The organism is Pseudomonas sp. Z3-6 (genome assembly GCF_051131985.1).
GTDB classification, from domain to species: domain Bacteria; phylum Pseudomonadota; class Gammaproteobacteria; order Pseudomonadales; family Pseudomonadaceae; genus Aquipseudomonas; species Aquipseudomonas zanjanensis.
This window is the reverse complement of the sequence record NZ_CP071644.1, coordinates 5851047-5874855: the sequence shown is the minus strand read 5'-3', so window position 1 is coordinate 5874855 and position 23809 is coordinate 5851047. Positions and strand designations below refer to the sequence as shown.

Here is a 23809-nt window from a genome sequence, read left to right as displayed (position 1 = left end):
GTTTAATGACCGTTCTGCTCGTCCAGGACCACCTGGTACAAAGCTTCGTTACTCGGTGCGCTGCGCAGTTTTTCGCGCACTTCCTTGCGGTCCAGCATGCTGGCAATCTGGCGCAGCAGCTCGAGGTGCGCATCGGTCGCCGCTTCCGGAACCAGCAATACAAACAGCAGGTCGACCGGGGCGCCGTCGATGGCGTCGAAATCTATGGGGGTATCAAGGTGCAACAATGCGCTGATCGGCGCGGCACACCCCTTGAGACGGCAGTGAGGAATGGCGATGCCGTTGCCAAAACCGGTGGAACCGAGTTTTTCACGGGCAACCAGGGCCTCGAAGACGTCCTGCATCACCAGATCAGGCACCTCGCGGTGGATCAGGTTGGCAATTTGTTCGAGGGCTTTCTTTTTACTGCCGCCCGGCGCGTTCACTTGGGAACGGCCGGGGGTCAGGATGGTTTCTAGTCGGATCATGGATTGGGGGGGTTAACGACCGGTAGCGCCCTGGAGGAGGCTCTGGGTCTTTTCCTTATGCTTTTTGAGTTGGCGATCCAGCTTGTCGGTCAGCAGGTCAATCGCGGCATACATGTCTGTGTGCTCTGCGTTGGCAACCACTTCTCCGCCGGGAATATGCAGCGTGGCTTCGATTTTCTGCAGCAGCTTCTCGACGTTCATCGTGACCTGCACGTTGGTGATCTTGTCGAAATGCCTCTCCAATCGGTCGAGTTTTTCGCCGATGTAGGTGCGCAGGGGTTCGGTCACTTCCAGTTGGTGTCCACTGATGTTGACTTGCATACAGCTTCTCCTTCGTTGCCAGTGCATAAAGCGGCAGGCAGAAATGCCTGCCACTGGAACGCTGTGGCGTGGCCTTGTTACATCAACCGCTTGCGCTCGCTCGAAGGCGCGATCCCGAGGGATTCACGGTACTTGGCGACGGTACGGCGGGCCACCTGAATGCCTTGTGCCTCCAGTAAACCAGCGATCTTGCTGTCACTCAACGGCTTTTTCTGATTTTCCGCAGCCACCAGTTTTTTGATGATCGCGCGGATGGCCGTGGACGAGCATTCGCCGCCTTCGGAGGTGCTGACGTGGCTGGAGAAAAAGTATTTCAATTCATAGATGCCCCGGGGGGTATGCATGAATTTCTGGGTGGTCACCCGGGAAATCGTCGATTCGTGCATGCCCACGGCTTCGGCAATGTCATGCAGGACCAACGGTTTCATCGCTTCATCGCCGTACTCCAGGAAGCCGCGCTGATGCTCGACGATCTGGGTGGCAACTTTCATCAATGTTTCGTTGCGGCTTTGCAGGCTCTTGATGAACCAGCGGGCTTCCTGCAGCTGATTGCGCATGAAGGTGTTGTCGGCGCTGGTGTCGGCACGCTTGACGAAGCCAGCGTACTGGGCGTTGACGCGCAGCTTGGGCACCGATTCCTGGTTGAGCTCCACCAGCCAGCGATCATTGTGCTTGCGCACGATCACGTCGGGCACCACGTACTCAGGCTCGGTGGATTCGATCTGCGAGCCGGGGCGCGGGTTGAGGCTCTGCACCAGCTCGATGACCTGGCGCAGCTCATCTTCCTTGAGCTTCATGCGGCGCATCAGTTGGCTGTAGTCGCGACCGCCCAGCAGGTCGATGAAATCGGTGACCAGTCGCTTGGCTTCGGCCAGCCACGGTGTCTTGGCGGACAACTGGCGCAATTGCAGCAACAGGCACTCGCCCAGGTTGCGAGCGCCGATGCCGGCCGGCTCGAACTGCTGGATGCGATGGAGGACGGCTTCGATCTCGTCCAGCTCGATGTCGAGCTCGGGGTCGAAGGCTTCGAGGATCTCCTCGAGGGTCTCGTCCAGGTAGCCCTGGTTGTTGATGCAATCGATCAGGGTCACGGCGATCAGGCGATCGGTGTCGGACATCGGCGCCAGGTTCAGTTGCCACAACAAGTGGCTTTGCAGGCTCTCGCCGGCAGAGGTGCGGGTGGTGAAGTCCCACTCGTCGTCATCGCTGCTTGGCAGGTTGCTGGCGCTGGTCTGGTAGACGTCTTCCCAGGCCGTGTCCACGGGCAGCTCGTTGGGAATGCGTTCGTTCCATTCGCCTTCCTCGAGGTTGTCCACCGTCGGGGCGGCTTCCTGGTAGGACGGTTCCGGGATCTCGGTATTGGTCTTCTGCTCGACGTTGTCGGCCAGCGGATCGGTGTTATCGAAGTCGTCGCCTTCTTCCTGGCGTTCGAGCATCGGATTGGACTCCAGGGCCTCCTGGATTTCCTGTTGCAGGTCCAGGGTCGACAATTGGAGCAGGCGGATGGCCTGTTGCAGCTGCGGTGTCATCGTCAGCTGCTGGCCCATTCTCAAGACTAGCGATGGTTTCATGGCAGGGGCTTAACACCTTATTCGCCGGCGCACATGCGCCATCCACTACAGGGCGCCGGAGCGCCAAACTTAAGCAAATTATATGCCTGAAACTGAAGTGTTTGCCTAGAGCGTCGCCATAATAAAATTAAACGACGCCCGGGCAATTCGCCAGACACGTGTGCTTACAGGCGGAACTCATGGCCCAGGTACACTTCCTTGACCAGGTCGTTGGCCAGGATCGCAGCGGAGTCACCTTCGGCGATCAACTGGCCGTCATTGACAATGTAGGCGGTTTCGCAGATATCCAGCGTCTCGCGCACGTTGTGGTCGGTGATCAGTACGCCGATGCCCTTGGCCTTGAGGTGATGGATGATCTGCTTGATGTCCCCCACCGAGATCGGGTCCACGCCGGCGAACGGTTCGTCGAGCAGGATGAATTTCGGCGCGGTGGCCAGGGCGCGGGCGATTTCCACGCGACGCCGTTCGCCACCAGACAGGCTCATGCCCAGGTTGTCGCGAATGTGGCTGATGTGGAATTCCTGTAACAGGCTTTCCAGCTCCTGGCGACGGCCGGCCTTGTCGAGTTCCTTGCGGGTCTCGAGGATCGCCATGATGTTGTCGGCCACCGACAGTTTGCGGAAGATCGACGCTTCTTGCGGCAAATAGCCGATACCGGCCTTCGCGCGGCCGTGCATCGGCTGGTGGCTGACATCCAGGTCGTCGATCAGTACGCGACCCTGATCGGCCTGGACCAGGCCGACGATCATATAGAAGCAAGTAGTCTTGCCCGCGCCATTGGGGCCGAGCAGGCCGACGATCTGGCCGCTGTCGATGGACAGGCTGACATCACGCACGACTTGACGGCTCTTGTAGCTCTTGGCCAAGTGCTGAGCTTTCAGAGTTGCCATTACTGGGCCTTCTGCTCGGTTTTCTTTTTAGGCTGGATCACCATGTCGATCCGCGGACGCTGCTCGGTCACCTTGCTGCCGGTGGCGCGACCGGCGCTGGCGAGTTTCTTGTTGGTGTCGTAGACGATTTTCTCGCCTTGGGTGACGTTGTTGTCCTTGTCGACGACCTTGGCGCGGTCGATCAGGACCACGCGATCCTGGGAGGCGTGATATTGGATGGTAACGCCGTAGCCTTGTACCGGCTTGGTGTCGCCCGCGGTTTGCATCTGCTCGAAATAGGCCAGGTTGCCCACCGAGGTCACCACGTCGATATCGCCGGACTGGGTGCGGGTGATGGTCACGGTGTTGCCGGTGACCTTCATCGAGCCTTGGGTGATGATCACGTCGCCTTTATAGGTGGCGACGCCATTCTTGTCGTCGAGTTGCGCGTCGTCGGCCTGGATGCGGATAGGCTGGTCGCGGTCGGTGGGAAGAGCCCAGGCGCTCGCGCTTCCCAGTGCTGCGCCCAGACTGAGCAAAATAGGGAGGGTTTTAGCGAGCTTCATACTGTCCTCTTACGTTCGATAGCAGGTGTATCCTGCTTTCCTTCAAATACGCCTTCATTCCCGTGCCGGTCGATACACCCCCGGCGCCGTCGATTCTAACGGGTTGCTCGGTCTGCGCATATTCTTGCTGCGGGAATACCGTCATGCGTGTGCTGGTGATGATGGTCGCACGGTTTTTTTCGTCGGTCCGGGCGATGCGTACCGAGTCGATCAGTTCCACTTCGGTGCCACCGGAATTGACTTCGGCGTGCTCGCTCTGCACATGCCAGGGAAAATCGGTGCCGCGGAATATGTTCAAGTCCGGCTTGGTGACCAGCGTAATGTCAGTGGCCTTGACGTGGTCGACCTTGTCGGACGTCATCTCATATTGCACTTTGCCGTCGGGCAGGTACTGCAGGGTGTGGGTGTTGGTCGCGTACCAGTCGATCTTTTCCTCGACTTGGGCCGCAGGCTGGTCGAGAAACCGTTCAGGGCTGATGTTCCAATAGCCCACCGCGGCGAAAATCGCCGCGATACAGGCAAACACCACAACGGTGCGAATCTTTTTGCTCAGCATAAATGGCTCACAGGTACGCGGCGTTGGCCGCTTCGAGACGGCCCTGGGCGCGCAGGATCAGTTCACAGAATTCGCGGGCGGCACCTTCGCCGCCTCGCGCCGTGGTGATTCCGTGGGCGTGCTCGCGCACGAAACTGGCCGCGTTGGCGACGGCCATGCCCAGGCCGACCCGGCGAATCACCGGCAGGTCCGGCAGGTCGTCACCGAGATAGGCCACTTGTTCATAGCTTAGGTTGAGTTGGCCCAAGAGTTCGTCCAGCACCACCAGTTTGTCTTCGCGCCCCTGGTAAAGGTGCGGGATGCCGAGGTTCTTCGCGCGCCGCTCGACCACCGGGGTCTTTCGGCCACTGATGATAGCGGTCTGCACGCCGGCGGCCATCAACATCTTGATGCCTTGGCCGTCGAGGGTGTTGAAGGTCTTGAACTCGCTGCCGTCTTCGAGGAAATACAGGCGACCGTCAGTCAGTACGCCGTCCACATCGAACACGGCCAGCTTGATGGCTTGGCCCCGTTGCAACAGGTCTGTGTTCATTTACATGACTCCCGCGCGCAGCAAATCGTGCATGTTCAGGGCGCCCACCGGACGGTCTTCGCCATCGACGACGACCAGGGCACTGATTTTGTGGTCCTCCATGATTTTCAGGGCCTCGGCGGCGAGCATCTCGGCACGGGCGGTCTTGCCGTGGGGCGTCATGACTTGCTCGATGGTCGCGCTGTGGATGTCGATGGCGCGGTCCAGGGTGCGGCGCAGGTCGCCGTCGGTAAAGATCCCGGCGAGCTTGCCGTCGGCTTCCAGCACTACCGTCATGCCCAGTCCCTTGCGGGTCATCTCCATGAGCGCGTCCTTGAGCAGCGTGCCGCGCACAACCTGTGGCAATGCCTGGCCGGCGTGCATCACGTTTTCGACTTTCAGCAGCAGGCGACGGCCAAGGGCACCACCGGGATGGGAAAAGGCGAAGTCTTCCGCGGTGAAGCCCCGGGCCTCCAGCAGCGCCACGGCCAGGGCGTCGCCCATGACCAGGGCTGCGGTGGTGGAGGAGGTCGGCGCCAGGTTCAGCGGGCAGGCTTCGTGTTCGACATGAACATTGAGGTTCACTTCGGCGGCCTTGGCCAGCGGCGAGTCCGGGTTGCCGGTCATGCTGATCAACTGGATGCCCAGGCGTTTGATCAACGGCAGCAACGTGATGATTTCATTGGTGGAGCCGGAGTTGGACAAGGCCAGGATGACGTCGTCCCGGGTGATCATGCCCATGTCGCCGTGGCTGGCCTCGGCCGGGTGGACAAAAAAGGCCGTGGTGCCGGTGCTGGCGAGGGTGGCGGCGATCTTGTTGCCGATGTGCCCGGACTTGCCCATGCCGACCACGACCACGCGGCCCTTGCTGGCCAGAATCATCTCGCAGGCGCGTACGAAATCAGCGTCGATATGGGCCAGCAAGCCTTGCACGGCTTCAAGCTCGAGGCGGATGGTACGTTGTGCCGATTGAATCAGGTCGCTGGATTGGTTCATGTCAGAAATCGTATAGCCCGATGAAAAGGCGGCGATTATAGCGGCAATGAACAATTCCCTCACGTAAGTTCGTCATGCTTTGTGCTGGCGGCTGCAAGGTTCGACGTAATATCAGACTTTTTACCTTAAGCCAGGCTTAACGGCGGGGCCGTTGGCCTTGGGCGCTTCGCTGTTGCAGTGATATAGTTCGCCGCCGGTTCGCTGCCGGCGGTAGCGACGCTTGTCGGCTGCCCAAGGCATTCGAATGTGAGGCTGCATCGCAAGGAGTTTAGATGAGTGCCGACAACGCCTACGCGGTCGAGCTGAAGGGACTGTCCTTCAAGCGAGGGACGCGCAGCATTTTCAATGACATCGATATTCGCATACCACGGGGCAAGGTCACCGGCATCATGGGGCCCTCCGGGTGTGGCAAGACCACGCTGCTGCGGCTGATGGGCGCGCAGCTGCGCCCCAGCGCCGGCGAAGTCTGGGTCAATGGCCAGAATCTTCCCCAATTGTCTCGCAGCGACCTGTTCGATGCGCGCAAGCACATGGGGGTGTTGTTCCAGAGCGGCGCGCTGTTCACCGACCTCGATGTGTTCGAGAACGTGGCGTTCCCGCTGCGGGTCCATACCGACCTGCCGGAAGAAATGATCCGCGACATCGTCCTGCTCAAATTGCAGGCCGTCGGGCTGCGCGGCGCCATCGACCTGATGCCGGACGAGCTGTCCGGTGGCATGAAGCGTCGTGTCGCGCTGGCGCGGGCGATTGCCCTCGATCCGAAGATCCTCATGTACGACGAGCCCTTCGTCGGCCAGGATCCGATCGCCATGGGTGTGCTCGTGCGCCTGATCCGCCTGCTTAATGATGCGCTGGGCATCACCAGTATCGTGGTCTCCCACGATTTGGCCGAAACCGCGAGCATTGCCGACTACATCTATGTGGTCGGCGATGGGCAGGTGCTGGGGCAGGGCACGCCGCAGGAACTGGCGGATTCGGACAACCCGCGCATTCGCCAATTCATGAAGGGTGATCCGGACGGGCCGGTGGCGTTCCATTTCCCGGCCACGGATTACCGTACCGATCTGCTGGGGAAGCGCTGATGCGCAAGAAATCACTGTTGGAAAGAATTCGCCTGTTCGGTCGCTCCGGCATCGACGTGGTGGCGGTGCTGGGCCGTTCCTCGCTGTTTTTGATGCACGCCCTGCTCGGTCGCAACTCGACGGGCGGCGGCTTTGGCCTGCTGGTCAAGCAGTTGCACTCGGTGGGCGTGATGTCCCTGGTGATCATCGTCGTCTCCGGGATCTTCATCGGCATGGTGCTGGCGCTGCAAGGCTTCAGCATTTTGTCCAGCTACGGTTCGGAGCAGGCGGTCGGGCAGATGGTCGCCCTGACGCTGCTGCGCGAGCTTGGTCCTGTGGTGACCGCGCTGCTGTTCGCCGGGCGGGCCGGTTCGGCGCTGACGGCTGAAATCGGTAACATGAAGTCCACCGAGCAGCTGTCCAGCCTGGAAATGATCGGTGTCGACCCGCTCAAGTACATCGTTGCCCCGCGCCTGTGGGCCGGCTTCATTTCCCTGCCGGTGCTGGCGATGATCTTCAGCGTCGTGGGGATCTGGGGCGGCTCCTGGGTGGCCGTCGACTGGCTGGGGGTCTATGAAGGTTCCTACTGGTCGAACATGCAGAACAGCGTCGATTTCCTCGACGATGTCCTCAATGGCGTGATCAAAAGTGCCGTGTTCGCGTTCGTCGTGACCTGGATCGCCGTGTTTCAAGGCTATGACTGTGAGCCCACTTCAGAGGGGATCAGCCGTGCCACAACCAAGACCGTGGTGTACGCCTCGCTGGCGGTCCTGGGCCTTGACTTTATTCTGACCGCCTTGATGTTTGGAGATTTCTGATGCAAAACCGCACCCTGGAAATCGGTGTCGGCCTTTTCTTGCTGGCTGGCATCCTGGCTTTGCTGCTGCTGGCCCTGCGGGTCAGTGGACTGGCGCCGACGGCAAGCACCGATACTTATAAACTTTATGCCAACTTCGACAATATCGCCGGTTTGACGGTCAGAGCCAAGGTGACCATGGCCGGTGTGACCATCGGCAAGGTCACGGCAATCGATCTGAACCGCGAGGATTTCACCGGTCGGGTGACGCTGCAGTTGGAAAAGCGCGTGGACAACCTGCCGACTGACTCCACTGCATCTATCCTCACGGCTGGGCTGCTGGGCGAGAAGTACATTGGCATCAGCGTGGGTGGAGAGGACACCGTGCTCAAGGACGGTGGCGTCATCCACGACACGCAGTCGTCCCTGGTGCTCGAGGACCTGATCGGTAAATTCCTGCTCAATACCGTTAGCAAAGACGCCAAATGAGGAGCTTTTGAATGATCTCTATCTTGCGACGTAGCCTGTTGGTGCTGCTCGCGGCACTGCCGTTGATGGCCAACGCCGTGGCCGCGCCTTCGGCCCATGACATCATCCAGGACACGACCACCCGGTTGCTGGCGGACCTTGCCGCCAACAAAGAGAAATACAAGCAGGACCCCAGCGCGTTCTATGACGCACTGAACGGCATCGTCGGCCCTGTGGTGGACGCCGATGGCATCTCCAAGAGCATCATGACCGTCAAGTACTCGCGCAAGGCCACCCCGGCGCAGATGACCCGCTTCCAGGAGAACTTCAAGCGCAGCCTGATGCAGTTCTATGGCAACGCCTTGCTGGAGTACAACAACCAGGGCATCACCGTTTCCCCGGCCAAGGATGAAAGCGGCACTCGCACCAGCGTCGACATGCAGGTCAAGGGCAACAACGGCGCGGTCTACCCGGTGTCCTACACGCTCGAGAAGATCAACGGCGAGTGGAAGGTGCGCAACGTGATCATCAACGGCATCAACATCGGCAAGCTGTTCCGCGATCAGTTCGCCGACGCCATGCAGCGCAATGGCAACGACCTGGACAAGACCATCGACGGTTGGGCCGGTGAAGTCGCCAAGGCCAAGGAAGTGACCGAAGAAGCCAAAGAGAAGCAGGAACAATGATCGAGTCGGTGAGTGAATCGGCCGTTCGTCTGGGCGGGGCCGGTGAGCTGCTGCTCAGCGGCGTGTTGGATTACCGCTCTGGGCCGGCCCTGCGCAAGCAGGGCCAGGCGCTGATCAAGTCCATTGGCGGCGCCGAGGTGGTCATTGACTGCTCGGCGGTGCAGAAGTCCAGCAGTGTCGGCTTGTCGCTGCTGCTGTGTTTCATGCGGGACGCCAAGGCGGCCGGCAAAACGTGGAGCATCCGTGGGATGCCCGAAGACATGCGCGAAATAGCCCAGGTCAGCGAGCTGACCGAGCTGTTGGTGCACCCCTGACCCACATTGTTGGAAAAGCCCCTCTGTCAGAGTCCTGCTTCGCGGGGTTCGCAGGCGCGGGGCTTTTTTGTATGATGTGCGACCCGCGCGCACAGGGCGCCGATTGAGGTTGAGCATGCAGGCTGTAGAAGTGAAGAGCTTCCTTGAAGGAAAGCTGCCTGGTACGCAGGTGGAGGTTGAAGGCGAAGGCTGCAATTTCCAGCTGAACGTAATCAGCGATGAACTGGCGGCGTTGAGTCCAGTGAAGCGTCAGCAGAGCATCTATGCCCATTTGAACCCATGGATCGCCGATGGCAGCATCCACGCGGTCACGATGAAATTTTTCAGCAGCGCGGCCTGGGCCGAGCGCACCTGAGCCCAAGGGCCTCGAGATTCTTATGGATAAACTGATTATTACCGGCGGCGCTCGTCTTGATGGCGAAATCCGTATTTCCGGGGCAAAGAACTCCGCCCTGCCAATCCTGGCCGCGACCCTGCTGTGCGACGGTCCTGTGACTGTAGCCAACCTGCCGCACCTGCACGACATCACCACGATGATCGAGCTGTTCGGCCGCATGGGCATCGAGCCGGTGATCGACGAGAAGCTCAGCGTCGAGATCGACCCACGCACCATCAAGACCCTGATCGCCCCGTACGAGCTGGTGAAAACCATGCGCGCATCGATCCTGGTATTGGGCCCGATGGTCGCCCGTTTCGGTGAAGCCGAAGTCGCCTTGCCTGGCGGTTGCGCCATCGGCTCGCGTCCGGTGGACCTGCACATCCGTGGCCTGGAAGCCATGGGCGCGGTGATCGACGTCGAAGGCGGCTACATCAAGGCCAAGGCGCCGGAAGGCGGCTTGCGCGGTGCACACTTCTTCTTCGACACCGTCAGCGTGACCGGTACCGAGAACATCATGATGGCTGCCGCACTGGCCAAGGGCCGCAGCGTGCTGCAGAACGCCGCCCGCGAGCCTGAAGTGGTCGACCTGGCGAACTTCCTGATCGCCATGGGTGCCAAGATCAGCGGCGCCGGCACCGACACCATCACCATCGATGGCGTCGAGCGCTTGCATTCGGCTACCTACAAGGTGATGCCGGACCGGATCGAAACCGGCACCTACCTGGTGGCCGCTGCCGTCACTGGTGGCCGCGTCAAGGTCAAGGACACCGATCCGACCATCCTCGAAGCCGTCCTGGAAAAACTCAAGGAAGCCGGTGCCGAAGTCACCTGCGGCGAAGACTGGATCGAAGTGAACATGCACGGCAAGCGGCCCAAGGCCGTCAACGTGCGGACCGCGCCGTACCCGGCGTTCCCCACCGACATGCAGGCGCAGTTCATCTCCCTCAACGCCATTGCCGAAGGCACCGGCGCGGTGATCGAGACGATCTTCGAAAACCGCTTCATGCACGTCTACGAACTGCACCGCATGGGCGCCAAGATCCAGGTCGAAGGCAACACTGCCATCGTCACGGGCACCGAGAAGCTCAAGGGTGCGCCAGTCATGGCCACCGACCTGCGGGCTTCGGCCAGCCTGGTCATCTCGGCCCTGGTTGCCGAAGGCGATACCCTGATCGATCGCATCTACCACATCGACCGTGGCTACGAGTGCATCGAAGAGAAACTGCAGATGCTCGGCGCCAAGATCCGCCGCGTACCGGGCTAGTTCCGGCTGCATGGGCACAAGGATGTGCCCGTTGATTTTCAGGTCGAGGGTGTTTGCACCCTCGATGTGTGTCCGGCGCCGCTTGCGACCGGGCATGAGTACCTTGATAAGGACTGACGTTTCCCATGTTGACCATCGCACTGTCCAAGGGCCGCATCCTTGACGACACCCTGCCGCTTCTGGCTGAAGCGGGCATCGTGCCGACCGAGAATCCGGACAAGAGCCGCAAGCTGATCATCCCCACGACCCAGGCCGACGTGCGCTTGCTGATCGTGCGTGCCACCGACGTGCCGACCTACGTGGAACATGGCGCCGCCGACCTGGGCGTCGCCGGCAAGGACGTGCTGATGGAATACGGCGGCCAGGGCCTGTACGAGCCCCTGGACCTGCGGATCGCCCGCTGCAAGCTGATGACTGCCGGGAAAGTCGGCACGCCGGAGCCCAAGGGGCGTCTGCGGGTGGCGACCAAGTTCGTCAACATCGCCAAGCGTTATTACGCCGAGCAGGGTCGTCAGGTCGATATCATCAAGCTGTACGGTTCGATGGAGCTGGCGCCGCTGATCGGCCTGGCGGACAAGATCATCGACGTGGTCGACACCGGTAACACCCTGCGGGCCAACGGCCTGGAACCCCAGGACTTCATCGCTGACATCACCTCCCGGCTGGTCGTCAACAAGGCGTCGATGAAAATGCAACATGCTCGTATCCAGGCTCTGATCGATACCCTGCGCAAGGCAGTGGAATCGCGACACCGCGGCTGATTCACCTGCGCGACCTTGAGTCGCGCCCGTCTATCCGTGTCATAGCCAATTTTCTCAGGTGCCCACGCGAATGGACTGGTAGCTTAGGGCGCCTGAGCATTTGCCATTAATGAGGCCCTCGCTATGACCGCTCCCACTTCGATTCGCCGACTCAACGCTGCCGACCCGGATTTCGCACATCATCTGGATCATCTGCTGAGCTGGGAAAGCGTGTCTGACGACTCGGTCAATCAGCGGGTGCTGGACATCATCAAGGCCGTGCGCGAGCGTGGCGATGCCGCCCTGGTGGAATTCACCCAGAAATTCGACGGCCTGCAAGTGGCGTCCATGGCCGACCTGATCCTGCCGCGCGAGCGCCTGGAACTGGCCTTGACCCGGATCACTGTGCCCCAGCGCGAAGCCCTGGAAAAAGCTGCGGCTCGGGTGCGCGATTATCACGAAAGGCAGAAACAGGACTCCTGGAGCTACACCGAAGCCGATGGCACGGTGCTGGGCCAGAAGGTCACCCCGCTGGACCGCGCCGGCCTGTATGTGCCGGGGGGCAAGGCGTCCTATCCGTCCTCGGTGCTGATGAACGCCATCCCGGCCAAGGTCGCCGGTGTGACCGAAGTGGTCATGGTCGTCCCGACCCCGCGAGGTGAGATCAACGAGTTGGTGCTGGCCGCCGCGTGCATCGCTGGCGTGGACCGGGTGTTCACCATCGGCGGTGCCCAGGCCGTGGCGGCGCTGGCCTATGGCACCGAAAGCGTGCCACGGGTGGACAAGGTGGTCGGCCCGGGCAACATCTACGTCGCCACCGCCAAGCGCCACGTGTTTGGCCAGGTTGGCATCGACATGATCGCCGGCCCTTCGGAAATCCTCGTGGTGTGCGACGGCCAGACCGATCCGGACTGGATCGCCATGGACCTGTTTTCCCAGGCCGAGCACGACGAAGACGCCCAGGCGATCCTGGTCAGCCCGGACGCCGAGTTCCTCGACAAGGTGGCCGCGAGCATCGACAAGCTGTTGCCGACCATGGACCGCGCCGAGATCATCAACACGTCGATCAATGGCCGTGGGGCGCTGATCAAAGTCGATGACATGGCGCAGGCCATCGAAGTCGCCAACCGCATCGCGCCGGAACACCTGGAGTTGTCGGTAGCCGACCCGCAGGCCTGGTTGCCGCAGATCCGCCACGCCGGTGCGATCTTCATGGGCCGCCACACCAGCGAGGCCCTGGGTGACTATTGCGCAGGCCCTAACCATGTATTGCCGACGTCCGGCACCGCGCGCTTCTCGTCGCCGCTGGGGGTGTATGACTTCCAGAAACGTTCGTCGATCATCTTCTGCTCCGAGCAGGGTGCCTCCGAACTGGGCAAGACCGCTTCGGTGCTGGCCCGTGGCGAATCGTTGAGCGCCCACGCCCGCAGCGCCGAGTACCGCATTCTTGACGAGCCATCCGTTGAACGGCAGGGGAACTGAAATGAGTAAATTCTGGAGCCCGTTCGTCAAGAACCTGGTGCCCTACGTGCCGGGTGAACAGCCGAAACTGACCCGATTGGTCAAGCTCAACACCAACGAGAACCCCTACGGCCCATCGCCCAAGGCCCTCGCGGCGATGCAGGCCGAGCTGAACGACAATCTGCGCCTGTATCCGGATCCCAACAGCGACCTGCTGAAAGGCGCCGTGGCCCGCTATTACGGCGTGCAGGGCAACCAGGTGTTCCTGGGTAACGGTTCGGATGAAGTGCTGGCGCACATTTTTCACGGTTTGTTGCAACACGACCAGACGCTGTTGTTCCCGGACATCAGCTACAGCTTCTATCCGGTGTATTGCGGCCTGTACGGTATTCAGTTCGAGGCGGTGCCGCTGGATGAGCAATTCCAGATCGACCCGGCCGACTACGCCAAACCCAACGGCGGGATCATTTTCCCCAACCCGAACGCGCCGACCGGCTGCCTGCTGGCGCTGGAGGCGGTCGAGCGAATCCTCAAGGCCAGCCCGGATTCGGTGGTCGTGGTCGACGAGGCTTATATCGACTTCGGCGGCGAGACGGCCATCAGCCTGGTGGATCGTTATCCGAACCTGCTGGTGACCCAGACCCTGTCCAAGTCCCGCTCGCTGGCGGGGCTGCGCGTGGGCCTGGCGGTGGGTCATCCGGACCTGATCGAGGCGCTGGAGCGGATCAAGAACAGCTTCAACTCCTACCCGTTGGATCGCCTGGCGAATGTCGGCGGCGCAGCGGCGTTCGATGATCGCGAGCATTTCGACCGGACCTGCCGATTGGTCATCGAACACCGTGAGTGGGTGGTGGATCAATTGGAAGCGAAGGGCTTCGAAGTATTGCCCTCGGCGGCCAACTTCATCTTCGCCCGCCACCCCCGGCACGACGCGGCAGGGCTGGCGGCGAAACTGCGGGAGCAGGGCGTGATCGTGCGGCACTTCAAGCAGGAGCGGATTGCCCAATTCCTGCGGATCAGCATCGGCACGCCGGAGCAGAACCAGGCCCTGATCGAAGCCCTCGGCGAACTCTGAAACCCTGCACTGAGCCTGTGGAATCTGTGGAGTCTGTGGGAGCAAAGCTTGCTCGCGATGGCGTAGTGTCAGTCACTTCAATGTAGGCTGACCCGACGCCATCGCGAGCAGGCTCGCTCCCACAGTTGTTTTGCGGTGTACACAAAATCTGCACTCCCCCGCAAATCCCTCCTGTGGGAGCGGGCTTGCTCGCGAAGGCGTAGTGTCAGGCACTTCAATGTAGGCTGAACTGACGCCTTCGCGAGCAAGCCCGCTCCCACAGTTGTTTTGTGGTGTACAAGATCTGCGTACCGCCGCAAATCCCCCCTGTGGGAGCGGGCTTGCTCGCGAAGGCGTAGTGTCAGGCACTTCAATGTAGGCTGAACTGACGCATTCGCGAGCAAGCCCGCTCCCACAGTTGTTTTGTGGTGTACACAAGATCTGCATTCCTCCGCAAATCCCCCCTGTGGGAGCGGGCTTGCTCGCGAAGGCGTAGTGTCAGGCACTTCAATGTAGGCTGAACTGACGCATTCGCGAGCAAGCCCGCTCCCACAGTTGTTTTGTGGTGTACACAAGATCTGCATTCCTCCGCAAATCCCCCTGTGGGAGCGAGCCTGCTCGCGATGGGGCCTTAGGATCAGACCCTGAACTGGTTGATCAGCCGCCGCTGCTGCTCTGCCAGTTTGGTCAGGCCGGCGCTGGCCGCGCTGGATTCGTCGGCACCGCTGGCCACTTCGTTCGCCACTTGCCCGATGTTGATCACGTTGCGGTTGATGTCGTCGGCCACGGCGCTCTGTTCCTCGGCAGCGCTGGCGATCTGGGTGTTCATGTCGTTGATCACCGACACCGCCTGGGTAATCGTTTCCAAGGCCTGGGCCGCTTTCGCCGCATGCTGCACGCTTTCATCGGTGCGATGCTGGCTGTCTTCCATCACCCGAACCACATCTCGGGTGCCTTGTTGCAGTTGCTGGATCATTGCCTGGATTTCTTCGGTCGCCTGCTGGGTCTTCTGCGCCAGGTTGCGCACTTCATCGGCGACCACCGCAAAACCACGGCCCTGTTCACCGGCCCGGGCGGCTTCGATGGCTGCGTTGAGGGCCAACAGGTTGGTTTGCTCGGCGATCCCGCGGATGGCAGTGAGGATCGCATTGATGTTCTCGCTGTCCTTGGCCAGGGTCTGCACCACACCCACCGCCTTGCCGATTTCCACGGCCAGGGCGCCAATGGAGGTGGAAGTGTCCCGGACGATCTGCATGCCCTGGCTGGCAGCCTGGTCCGCATGACTGGCGGCCTGGGCGGCCTGGGTCGCGTTGCGGGCCACGTCCTGGGCGGTGGCGGTCATTTCGTGCACGGCCGTGGCGACCTGATCGATCTCCGACATCTGCTTATGCACACCTTGGTTGGTACGGATCGCGATGTCAGCGGTGTGCTCCGATGAATCGCTGACACTCTGCACCGAGGTCACCACCTGGGTGATCATGCCCTGCAACTTGCTCAGGAAGGTGTTGAAGCCCCTGGCGATCGCGCCCAGTTCGTCGGCGCGGTCGCTCACCAGGCGACGGGTCAGGTCGCCTTCGCCCTGGGCGATGTCATCGAGCATCGCCACCATTTGCTTGAGTGGCCGGGCGATGCCGTGGCCCACCAGCCAGATCACCAGCAGACCGATCCCGGCAATCACCAGGCCCACCATCGCCATGCCGAAGATGTCGGTCTGGCGCCGATGGTCGAGGTCTTGCTGCAAGGCTTGTAGGTCGGCCATGACCGCGCTCAGCGGCAGTTGCAGCATCAGCGTCCAGCGGGCGTTGGTCTCGCCGATGCCGAACGGCATGTACACCTCGATATGCCCATGGGCTTCGTCGATGTCGTAGCGCACTTCGCCGACGCCCAGTTTGGTCAGGTTATCCAGTTCGTTGGCGTCCAGCAGGTCGCTGGCCTTTTCCCCGAGTTTGCTCGGGTCCTTGGTGAAGGCCACCAGCCGGTTGTTGCTTGAGAGCAAGGCCATTTCCCCGGCGCCGTCGTACAGCTTGCCATCGGCGGCCACGAGCATGTCCTGGATGAAATTCACCGACAGGTCGGCACCGACGATGCCCTGGAACTTGCCCTCGATCATGATCGGTTCGATGAACGAGGCGAGCATGGTCATCGTACTGCCGACGCGGTAGGGCGCCGGGTCGATCACGCAGGCTTTCTTGCTGTCCTGGGAGCACAGGTAGTACTCACTGGCGCGAATGCCGGTGGAGAGCAGTTTTTGATCGGTCACATCGGCGAGCTTTTCCAGGCCCAGGGAGCCGTCCTGGTTGCGAAACCACCAAGGCAGGAAACGCCCGTTGGTTTCCATGCCCAGTACCGGGCTGTCCACGTAATTGGCGTCGTCGTGGTCGATGGCATTCGGCTCCCAGGCGATGTAGGCGCCGAGGATTTTCGGGTTGCGTACGACGGTTTCGCGCAACAGGCTGATCATCTGCTCGCGGGGCACCTTCAGTTGCGGGTTGCCGTCCGCGCCGTTCATGCCCATCAAGGCATTCGGGGTGGCCAGGCCGCGGGCGAGCAACAGCGGGGCTTCCAGTTCCCGCTGGATCAGGCTGGCCTGGGTGCGCGCCAAGGCACTGAGGCGTTGTTCGATGAGTTGTTCGAACTGCGCCTTGGTTCGCTGTTGCACCATCTCCTGGGTGCGGGCACCGGCAAACAGCGCGTACAGCACAAGGGCGCCGACCACGCTGAGCACGATGGCACCGGCCAGGGCGGCCACGGAAAACTGGATCGATCTGAATTTCATAAAGACTCCGGACGCGGAAATGACGTCTGGGATCTTTATCGGCGTTTCCGTGGCGCGGCATGAGGCGCTGTTCGTCGGGTGACTGTTTTGGCTAGGTGGGTGTCGCAAATGGGCGCGGTGGTTCTGTCCAAAAAAACCGTAATCCCCTCGCTGTGTATCTGGCGCCGACACAAATCAAGGCCTAGGATACGCCCACGTTTCCAGGGAGCTTCTTTTACATGAACAAGACATTGATGGTGAGTGCTCTGAGCGCGGCGCTGCTGCTCGCCGGTTGCCAGTCGGTCAATACCACCAGCGGCGGAGCCGTGGGTGTGGAGCGCAAGCAGTACATGTTCAGCATGCTGTCGACCGACCAGGTCAACCAGATGTATGCCCAGTCCTATCAAAAGACGATGGGCGAGGCGAGTGCCCAGGGCGTCTTGGACAAGACCAGCAGCGATGCCAAGCGCGTCCAGGCCATCTCCAGTCGACTGATCGCCCAGGCGCCGGTGTTCCGTCCGGATTCGGCGCAATGGAACTGGGAAGTGAACCTGATCAAGAGCGACGAGCTCAACGCCAGCTGCGGCCCTGGTGGGAAAATCATTTTCTACACCGGCTTGATCAATAAGCTGAAGCTCACCGACGATGAAATCGCCGCGATCATCGGCCATGAAATCGCCCACGCCCTGCGCGAGCACGGGCGCGAGGCGATGTCCAAGGCCTACGGCATCGAAATGGCCAAGCAGGGCGCCGGTGCCTTGTTCGGCCTCGGCCAGGACAGCCTGGCGTTGGCCGACACCGTCGCCAACTACGGCATGACCTTGCCCAACAGCCGTGGCAACGAGAACGAAGCCGACCTGATCGGCCTCGAACTGGCCGCCCGCGCCGGCTATAACCCGAACGCCGCGATCACCTTGTGGAACAAGATGGCCAAGGCGTCGGAAGGCGCGCCACCGGAATTCATGAGCACCCACCCGTCGTCGAGCAGCCGTATCGCTTCGTTGCAGGCGGCGATTCCGAAGGTGATGCCGCTGTATCAGCAGGCCAAGAAGTAACCACCGTCATGTGGTGAAACTGTTTTTTGTGGCGAGGGAGCTTGCTCCCGCTGGGCCGGTCCGACGCCTCGGGCGAAGCGGCCCCAAAAGCTTGCGGTCGCTGCGCAACCGAGCGGGAGCAAGCTCCCTCGCCACAACAGTCTCAAACCCACCCACTGCTCTGCATCGCCTTGTACACCGCCACGATCGCCAGGACGAAGAACGCCGAGGCGGCCAGGCGACGGATCAGGGTCAGGGGCAGCTTCTCGGCGGCGAAATTGCCCGCCAGGACCACCGGCACGTTGGCAATCAGCATGCCCACGGTGGTGCCGATGATCACCAACCACAGCTCCGGGTATTGCGCGGCGAGCATCACCGTGGCGATCTGGGTCTTGTCACCGATTTCCGCCAGGAAGAACGCAATCAGCGTGGTCAGGAACGGTCCGAACTTGCGGGCCGTGTTGGCTTCTTCATCGTCCAGTTTGTCCGGCACCAAGGTCCACAATGCCGTGGCCGCGAAGCTGGCCGCCAGTATCCAGTGCAGGACCGCGTCGGAGAAAAAACCGCTGACCCAGGCGCCGACCGCGCCGGCCGCCGCATGGTTGGCCAGGGTCGCGGCAACGATGCCAGCGATGATCGGCCAGGGTTTGCGAAAGCGTGCCGCCAGGATGAGCGCGAGCAATTGCGTCTTGTCGCCGATTTCGGCCAGCGCAACGATCGCCGTGGGTACCAGGAGTGAGTCCAGCATCAGGGAATTCCTAAAGGGGCGGGTCGACACGGCTATGACACGTACAGCCTTCCCGCCCCGGGTAAGGTGTGCGTGTCATAGGTCTTGTCAAACCCAGCGACCATCTGCGTGGACGCTTGGGCCGCATACGCCATGGTCTGCTGACCAAGTATGTTGACGTATGCCGGGCGAGCATGGCGCTCGCGGGAGACTACTCCCCTAGGACGGAGCGGATTCTGCCTAGGCAAATCCGATTGGGCAAGTGCTGTTTCCTAAAACATGTCAGCCACGCTTGGCCCGGTAGATGCGAAAGCCCTGGCCTTCGGCCTTGATTGCGCACACGCCCAGATGCTCTTCGATCAATGGTTGATACTTGAGGAAACTATTGGCAACCAGCCGAAGTTCGCCGCCGTTTTTCAGATGTTTGGCCGCTTTTCGCAGCAGGTTCTCTGTGGCGTGGTAATCGGTGTGCACGCCCACATGGAACGGTGGGTTGCTCAAGATCGCACTCAAACCCATCGGAGCGGCGTCAATGCCATCACCGGTCAGCACGTCGGCTTCCAGGCCATTGGCGGCCAGGGTCAGGCGACTGCTGGCGGCGGCAAAAGCGTCCACGTCCAGCAGGGTGACGGTATTGTGCGGGTAGCGTCGCTTGACCGCCGCCCCCAGCACCCCGGCACCGCAGCCGAAGTCCAGCAGATGCCCGCTGGGCAGTTTATCCAGGTGTTCCAACAGCAGCGCACTGCCGCGATCCAGGCGGCCATGGCTGAACACCCCGGGCAGGCTGATGACTGTCAGTGGGCCTTCGGCCAGGGGCAGTTCGTAGGTCTGGGCCAGGCTTTCCAGCGGCTTGGCCTCGGGCGCATTCGCGACCGTGACCTGCCACAGCTGGCAATGCCGTGCGCTATCGAGCTTGCGCGGCTTGCCGAACGGGTTGAGCTGCTTGGACGCCCCTTCGATGCCGCTGCGTTTTTCCCCCACCAGGTACACCTCACGACCAGCCAGGCGCGCCGCCACGGCATTGAGGATGTAATCGGTCAGGTCCTTGGCCTTGGGCAGGAATACCACGGCGGTGTCGAACCCATGCTCGGGGACGTTCACGCCAAAGTGGCTGCGCTCGGGGAAACGAGCATCCAGCGCTGCCTGATCGCCGGCATGCCAGCACCAGCCATGGGCCTCGGGCAAACGGCCGAGCAGGTCGTCGGCGGGCAGGCCGGCCAACAACACCGAACCCTGGAATAACTCGGCCTGACGAAGCAGTACTTCACTGCGCGGATCCATGGTCTGCTCCTTGAAAAAAAAGTGCGGCAGTTTATCAACTGACGACACGCCGCGCTGTACCGCTGAAAAAGCCTTGGGCGTTTTCGCTCATTTGGCCGACGATCCGTTGCCGCGCCTCGCGGCTGCCCCAGGCGTTGTGGGGGGTGACGATCAAGCGTGGAATATCGCCGGCCAGCAGCGGATTGCCTTGGACCGGCGGCTCCACGCTCAGCACGTCGGTGGCCGCGCCACCCAAGTGACCGCGGCGCAGGGCCTCGGCCAGCGCCTGTTCGTCGATCAGGCCGCCACGGGCGGTGTTGACCACGAACGCACCCGGCTTGAGCAATGCCAGTTCGCGGGCGCCGATGAAGTGGCGGGTGTGCTCATTGAGTGGGCAGTGCAGGGTCAGGGCATCGACGTGCGGCAGCAATTGCTCCAGCGGCAAGCGGTCGGGGCGGGCCGGGCGCCCGGGGATCTGCCCCAGCAGCACACGCATGCCAAAGGCTTCGGCCAGCCGCCCGACGGCGCTGCCCAACTCGCCATGGCCGAGCAGGCCCAGGGTCTTGCCTTCCAGTTCGACAATCGGATAGTCCAGCAGGCAGAACTGCGAAGCTTGCTGCCAGCGGCCTTCACCCACCGCTTTTTGATAGTCGGCCAGGCGCGTCGCCAGGTTCAGCAACAACATGATCGTGTGCTGGGCCACCGATGGCGTGCCGTAGCCTTGGCAATTGCACACGGTGATGCCGTGGCTGCGGGCCGCCGCCAGGTCGACATTGTTGGTGCCGGTGGCACTGATCAGAATCAGCTTCAAGTCCGGGCTGGCCGCCATCGCCTGGGCATCGATCACGATTTTGTTGGTGATTGCCACGGTGGCGCCCTTGAGCCGCTCGGTCACCTGGTCTGGCGCGGTCCGGGCGAACAGTTGCAGTTCGCTGAAGCAGCTGCGCAGCGGGCCCAGGTCCAGGTCGCCGAGGTCCAGGGAAGGATGGTCGAGGAAAACGGCGCGGGCGGTGTTCGTCATCAGCTGTACCTTTTATGTCTAGAACCGAAGGCGTAATGTGGCGAGCCTATCAGATGGAATGCTGCCGTGGCGGCGTATACCTGTGGCGAGGGAGCTTGCTCCCGTTGGCCTGCGCAGCAGGCCCCGATACAAGGCAAGCGACTGCTGCGCAGTCGAGCGGGAGCAAGCTCCCTCGCCACGGGATGTCATCCAACAAAAGAATGTCGTAAGGAGCCCCCCATGTACCTCGCCGAATTCCTCACCGTCGCCCTGATCCACCTGCTGGCCGTCGCCAGCCCCGGGCCGGACTTTGCCGTGGTGGTGCGCGAAAGCGTGACCCATGGCCGGCGCGCCGGGACCTGGACGGCGCTGGGCGTCGGCACGGCGATTTTCCTGCATGTGGGCTATTCGTTGCTGGGCATCGGCCTGATCGTGTCGCAATCGATCGTACTGTTCAACGCGCTGAAGTGGGCCGCCGCCGCGTACTTGCTGTACATCGGCTTCAAGGCACTGCGGGCGCAACCGGCCAAGCCGGCCGAGGAAAACCTGCACCAGGAGATCGGTGAGCGTACCGCCCGCGGCGCGTTCATTTCCGGTTTTGTCACCAATGGCCTGAACCCCAAGGCGACGCTGTTTTTCCTGTCGCTGTTCACCGTGGTGATCAACCCGCATACACCGTTGGCGATCCAGGCCGGTTATGGCGTGTACCTGGCGGTGGCGACGGCCGTCTGGTTCTGCCTGGTGGCGCTGCTGTTCAGCCAGCAACGGGTACGCGCCGGTTTCGCGCGCATGGGCCACTGGTTCGACCGGACCATGGGCGCGGTGCTCGTCGCCATTGGCGTGAAACTGGCGTTTACCGAGTCGCACTGATCCATGCACTCTCGCTTTGCGTAGGAGCTGCCGAAGGCTGCGATCTTTTGATCTTTTGATCTTTCGCTCTGGATTCAATTGGCAGGGGAAAGATCGCAGCCTCGTTGCACTCGGCAGCTCCTACGGTCCCAGGTATGGCTCAAGGCTAGTATTTGCGCGCTGATCAAATCATTCCTTTGGCTGATTTGATCCGTGTATAAGCGCTCTAGAGTGCTTACTTCCAGCCAAGACCGTGCAGTCAGAAAAGGGACTCTTATGTTGCAGACTCGCGTTATTCCTCCCGCCGAAGGCGCCTATCAATACCCGCTGCTGATCAAGCGGCTGCTGATGTCCGGCACGCGTTACGAGAAAACCCGCGAGATCATCTACCGTGACCAGTTGCGCTACAGCTATCCGACGCTGATCGAGCGGGTCGCGCGCCTGGCCAACGTGTTGACCGAGGCGGGGGTCAAGGCCGGCGATACCGTGGCGGTGATGGACTGGGACAGCCATCGCTACCTGGAATGCATGTTCGCGATCCCGATGATCGGCGCGGTGATCCACACCATCAACGTGCGCCTTTCACCAGAGCAGATCGTCTACACCATGAACCACGCCGAGGACCGCTTCGTGCTGGTCAACAGCGAGTTCGTCGGCTTGTACCAGGCGATAGCCGGGCACCTGACCACGGTGGACAAGACCCTGCTGCTGACCGACCTGCCGGAAAAAACCGCCGACCTGCCGAACCTGGTGGGCGAGTACGAACAATTGCTGGCCGCCGCCGCCCCCACCTACGATTTCCAGGATTTCGACGAAAACTCCGTCGCCACCACGTTCTATACCACCGGCACCACGGGCAACCCCAAGGGCGTGTACTTCACCCATCGGCAACTGGTGCTGCACACCATGGGCGTGGCGACCATCATGGGCTCCATCGACAGCGTGCGGCTGCTGGGCACCAACGACGTGTACATGCCCATCACGCCGATGTTCCATGTCCACGCCTGGGGCCTGCCCTACGTGGCGACCATGCTCGGGCTCAAGCAGGTCTACCCGGGCCGCTACGATCCGGAATTCCTGGTCCAGTTGTGGCGCAAGGAAAAGGTCACCTTTTCCCATTGCGTACCGACCATCCTGCAAATGGTCCTCAATGCCAAGGGCGCCCAGGACACCGACTTCGGCGGCTGGAAAATCGTCATCGGCGGCAGCGCCCTGAACCGCAGCCTGTACGAAGCGGCCAAGGCCCGGGGCATCCAGCTCACCGCCGCCTACGGCATGTCGGAAACCGGCCCGCTGGTGTCCTGCGCCCACCTCAACGCGGAACTGATGGCCGGCAGCGAAGACGAACGCACCACCTACCGGATCAAGGCCGGTGTGCCAGGGCCACTGGTGGAAGCGGCGATCGTCGACACCGAGGGGAATTTCCTGCCGGCCGACGGCGAGACCCAGGGCGAACTGGTGCTGCGTGCGCCGTGGCTCACCGAAGGCTATTTCAACGAGCCGCAGAAGGGCGCCGAGCTCTGGACCGGCGGCTGGCTGCACACCGGTGACGTCGCCACGCTCGACAACATGGGCTTCATCGACATCCGCGACCGCATCAAGGACGTGATCAAGACCGGTGGCGAATGGATCTCCTCCCTGGACCTGGAAGACCTCATCAGCCGTCACGCGGCGGTACGCGAAGTAGCAGTGGTAGGCATTCCCGATCCGCAGTGGGGCGAGCGGCCGTTTGCCTTGCTGGTGATTCGCGAAGGGCATGAGATCGGGGCTCGCGAGCTCAAGGAACACCTCAAGCCGTTCGTCGAGCTGGGGCACCTGAGCAAGTGGGCGATCCCGAGCCAGATCGCCCTTGTTACGGAAATTCCCAAGACCAGCGTCGGCAAGCTCGACAAGAAGCGCATCCGCGTCGACATCACCGAATGGCAGCGCAACAACAGCACCTTCCTGTCCACGCTTTAGGCCTTTTTGCCGTGCCCGAAAGGGCACGGCAGGCCCACCAAGCAAGCGCTTGCCTTGTCAAACCGAAAATTTCAGCCATCCTTGCCGTGCCGGCATCTGTCGGCCTGGCGAAAGGACTGTTCCAGAGTGGTTGAGGGCTGCAAAT

General features: G+C 61.6%; 25 protein-coding genes, 1 pseudogene and 1 riboswitch. Of the genes and pseudogenes, 13 read left to right on the top strand and 13 right to left on the bottom strand.

What is annotated here, in order from left to right:
• Window positions 1-2: 2 nt before the first annotated feature.
• From ptsN to J3P88_RS25540, 8 genes are all read right to left on the bottom strand, one after another.
• Window positions 3-467 (bottom strand): PTS IIA-like nitrogen regulatory protein PtsN, encoded by a 465-nt coding sequence (gene ptsN / locus J3P88_RS25575; RefSeq protein WP_186708763.1) that lies wholly within the window; start codon window positions 465-467, stop codon window positions 3-5.
• Between the two features lie 12 nt (window positions 468-479).
• Window positions 480-788, bottom strand: a complete 309-nt coding sequence (gene hpf / locus J3P88_RS25570; protein WP_003178005.1) for a ribosome hibernation-promoting factor, HPF/YfiA family — start codon at window positions 786-788, stop codon at window positions 480-482.
• 77 nt (window positions 789-865) lie between these two features.
• Window positions 866-2359 (bottom strand): RNA polymerase factor sigma-54, encoded by a 1494-nt coding sequence (locus J3P88_RS25565; RefSeq protein ID WP_434572308.1) that lies wholly within the window; start codon window positions 2357-2359, stop codon window positions 866-868.
• A gap of 164 nt (window positions 2360-2523) precedes the next feature.
• Complete coding sequence (gene lptB, locus J3P88_RS25560; protein ID WP_018614004.1) at window positions 2524-3249, bottom strand: LPS export ABC transporter ATP-binding protein; 726 nt, start codon at window positions 3247-3249, stop codon at window positions 2524-2526.
• Complete coding sequence (gene lptA / locus J3P88_RS25555) at window positions 3249-3794, bottom strand: lipopolysaccharide transport periplasmic protein LptA (RefSeq protein ID WP_186708793.1); 546 nt, start codon at window positions 3792-3794, stop codon at window positions 3249-3251. Before lptA ends, lptB begins: the two co-directional genes overlap by 1 nt.
• On the bottom strand, window positions 3781-4350 hold the full coding sequence (lptC, locus tag J3P88_RS25550) for an LPS export ABC transporter periplasmic protein LptC (protein WP_186730417.1): 570 nt from the start codon (window positions 4348-4350) through the stop codon (window positions 3781-3783). Before lptC ends, lptA begins: the two co-directional genes overlap by 14 nt.
• Window positions 4351-4357: 7 nt before the next feature.
• Window positions 4358-4882, bottom strand: coding sequence for a KdsC family phosphatase (locus J3P88_RS25545; protein ID WP_186708798.1), 525 nt, complete (start codon window positions 4880-4882; stop codon window positions 4358-4360).
• On the bottom strand, window positions 4883-5857 hold the full coding sequence (locus tag J3P88_RS25540) for a KpsF/GutQ family sugar-phosphate isomerase (RefSeq protein WP_186708801.1): 975 nt from the start codon (window positions 5855-5857) through the stop codon (window positions 4883-4885).
• Between the two features lie 272 nt (window positions 5858-6129).
• Between J3P88_RS25540 and J3P88_RS25535 the strand changes: the two genes are divergently transcribed.
• The 10 genes from J3P88_RS25535 (at window position 6130) to hisC (ending at window position 14101) form a co-directional block, all read left to right on the top strand.
• A complete protein-coding gene (locus J3P88_RS25535) occupies window positions 6130-6939 on the top strand; it encodes an ATP-binding cassette domain-containing protein (protein WP_092205009.1) in 810 nt (269 codons plus the stop codon).
• Window positions 6939-7736: a lipid asymmetry maintenance ABC transporter permease subunit MlaE gene (gene mlaE, locus J3P88_RS25530; RefSeq protein WP_186708834.1), complete on the top strand. Its 798-nt coding sequence runs from the start codon at window positions 6939-6941 to the stop codon at window positions 7734-7736. Before J3P88_RS25535 ends, mlaE begins: the two co-directional genes overlap by 1 nt.
• A complete protein-coding gene (mlaD, locus tag J3P88_RS25525; protein ID WP_003178020.1) occupies window positions 7736-8203 on the top strand; it encodes an outer membrane lipid asymmetry maintenance protein MlaD in 468 nt (155 codons plus the stop codon). Before mlaE ends, mlaD begins: the two co-directional genes overlap by 1 nt.
• A gap of 11 nt (window positions 8204-8214) precedes the next feature.
• The gene (locus J3P88_RS25520; protein WP_092333293.1) at window positions 8215-8868 is read left to right on the top strand and encodes an MlaC/ttg2D family ABC transporter substrate-binding protein; all 654 of its coding nucleotides are present in this window, start codon (window positions 8215-8217) and stop codon (window positions 8866-8868) included.
• Between the two features lie 8 nt (window positions 8869-8876).
• Window positions 8877-9182 carry an STAS domain-containing protein gene (locus J3P88_RS25515; protein ID WP_186730418.1) on the top strand — a complete coding sequence of 102 codons (306 nt, stop codon included), beginning with the start codon at window positions 8877-8879 and terminating at the stop codon, window positions 9180-9182.
• Window positions 9183-9297: 115 nt separating this feature from the next.
• Window positions 9298-9537, top strand: coding sequence for a BolA family protein (locus tag J3P88_RS25510; protein WP_007953556.1), 240 nt, complete (start codon window positions 9298-9300; stop codon window positions 9535-9537).
• Window positions 9538-9559: 22 nt separating this feature from the next.
• A complete protein-coding gene (murA, locus tag J3P88_RS25505; RefSeq protein WP_186708857.1) occupies window positions 9560-10825 on the top strand; it encodes a UDP-N-acetylglucosamine 1-carboxyvinyltransferase in 1266 nt (421 codons plus the stop codon).
• A gap of 125 nt (window positions 10826-10950) precedes the next feature.
• Window positions 10951-11586, top strand: a complete 636-nt coding sequence (gene hisG, locus J3P88_RS25500; RefSeq protein ID WP_434572303.1) for an ATP phosphoribosyltransferase — start codon at window positions 10951-10953, stop codon at window positions 11584-11586.
• Between the two features lie 123 nt (window positions 11587-11709).
• Window positions 11710-13047, top strand: a complete 1338-nt coding sequence (gene hisD, locus J3P88_RS25495) for a histidinol dehydrogenase (RefSeq protein WP_186708860.1) — start codon at window positions 11710-11712, stop codon at window positions 13045-13047.
• Window position 13048: 1 nt separating this feature from the next.
• A complete protein-coding gene (hisC, locus tag J3P88_RS25490; RefSeq protein WP_434572301.1) occupies window positions 13049-14101 on the top strand; it encodes a histidinol-phosphate transaminase in 1053 nt (350 codons plus the stop codon).
• Window positions 14102-14717: 616 nt separating this feature from the next.
• Here hisC and J3P88_RS25485 read toward each other — a convergent pair.
• Window positions 14718-15422 (bottom strand): methyl-accepting chemotaxis protein, encoded by a 705-nt coding sequence (locus tag J3P88_RS25485; protein ID WP_411828789.1) that lies wholly within the window; start codon window positions 15420-15422, stop codon window positions 14718-14720.
• 201 nt (window positions 15423-15623) lie between these two features.
• Window positions 15624-15680: pseudogene (locus tag J3P88_RS25480) on the bottom strand (hypothetical protein); the annotation flags it as partial.
• A gap of 1394 nt (window positions 15681-17074) precedes the next feature.
• Between J3P88_RS25480 and J3P88_RS25475 the strand changes: the two are divergent.
• Window positions 17075-17890: a M48 family metallopeptidase gene (locus tag J3P88_RS25475; RefSeq protein ID WP_250964719.1), complete on the top strand. Its 816-nt coding sequence runs from the start codon at window positions 17075-17077 to the stop codon at window positions 17888-17890.
• Window positions 17891-18032: 142 nt separating this feature from the next.
• On the opposite strand, the gene J3P88_RS25470 is transcribed toward J3P88_RS25475, so the two are convergent.
• From J3P88_RS25470 to J3P88_RS25460, 3 genes are all read right to left on the bottom strand, one after another.
• Window positions 18033-18617, bottom strand: a complete 585-nt coding sequence (locus J3P88_RS25470) for a TMEM165/GDT1 family protein (RefSeq protein ID WP_186708873.1) — start codon at window positions 18615-18617, stop codon at window positions 18033-18035.
• Window positions 18618-18706: 89 nt separating this feature from the next.
• A riboswitch (yybP-ykoY riboswitch) is annotated at window positions 18707-18829 on the bottom strand.
• Between the two features lie 49 nt (window positions 18830-18878).
• Window positions 18879-19877: a class I SAM-dependent methyltransferase gene (locus J3P88_RS25465; RefSeq protein ID WP_186730422.1), complete on the bottom strand. Its 999-nt coding sequence runs from the start codon at window positions 19875-19877 to the stop codon at window positions 18879-18881.
• Between the two features lie 34 nt (window positions 19878-19911).
• The gene (locus tag J3P88_RS25460; RefSeq protein WP_434572298.1) at window positions 19912-20877 is read right to left on the bottom strand and encodes a 2-hydroxyacid dehydrogenase; all 966 of its coding nucleotides are present in this window, start codon (window positions 20875-20877) and stop codon (window positions 19912-19914) included.
• A gap of 219 nt (window positions 20878-21096) precedes the next feature.
• Here J3P88_RS25460 and J3P88_RS25455 point away from each other — a divergent pair, with 219 nt between their 5' ends.
• Together J3P88_RS25455 and J3P88_RS25450 are read left to right on the top strand one after the other, a co-directional pair.
• Window positions 21097-21726 (top strand): LysE family translocator, encoded by a 630-nt coding sequence (locus J3P88_RS25455; RefSeq protein WP_207963216.1) that lies wholly within the window; start codon window positions 21097-21099, stop codon window positions 21724-21726.
• Between the two features lie 255 nt (window positions 21727-21981).
• The gene (locus J3P88_RS25450) at window positions 21982-23664 is read left to right on the top strand and encodes a fatty acid--CoA ligase (protein WP_434572295.1); all 1683 of its coding nucleotides are present in this window, start codon (window positions 21982-21984) and stop codon (window positions 23662-23664) included.
• The last annotated feature ends 145 nt before the right edge of the window (window positions 23665-23809 follow it).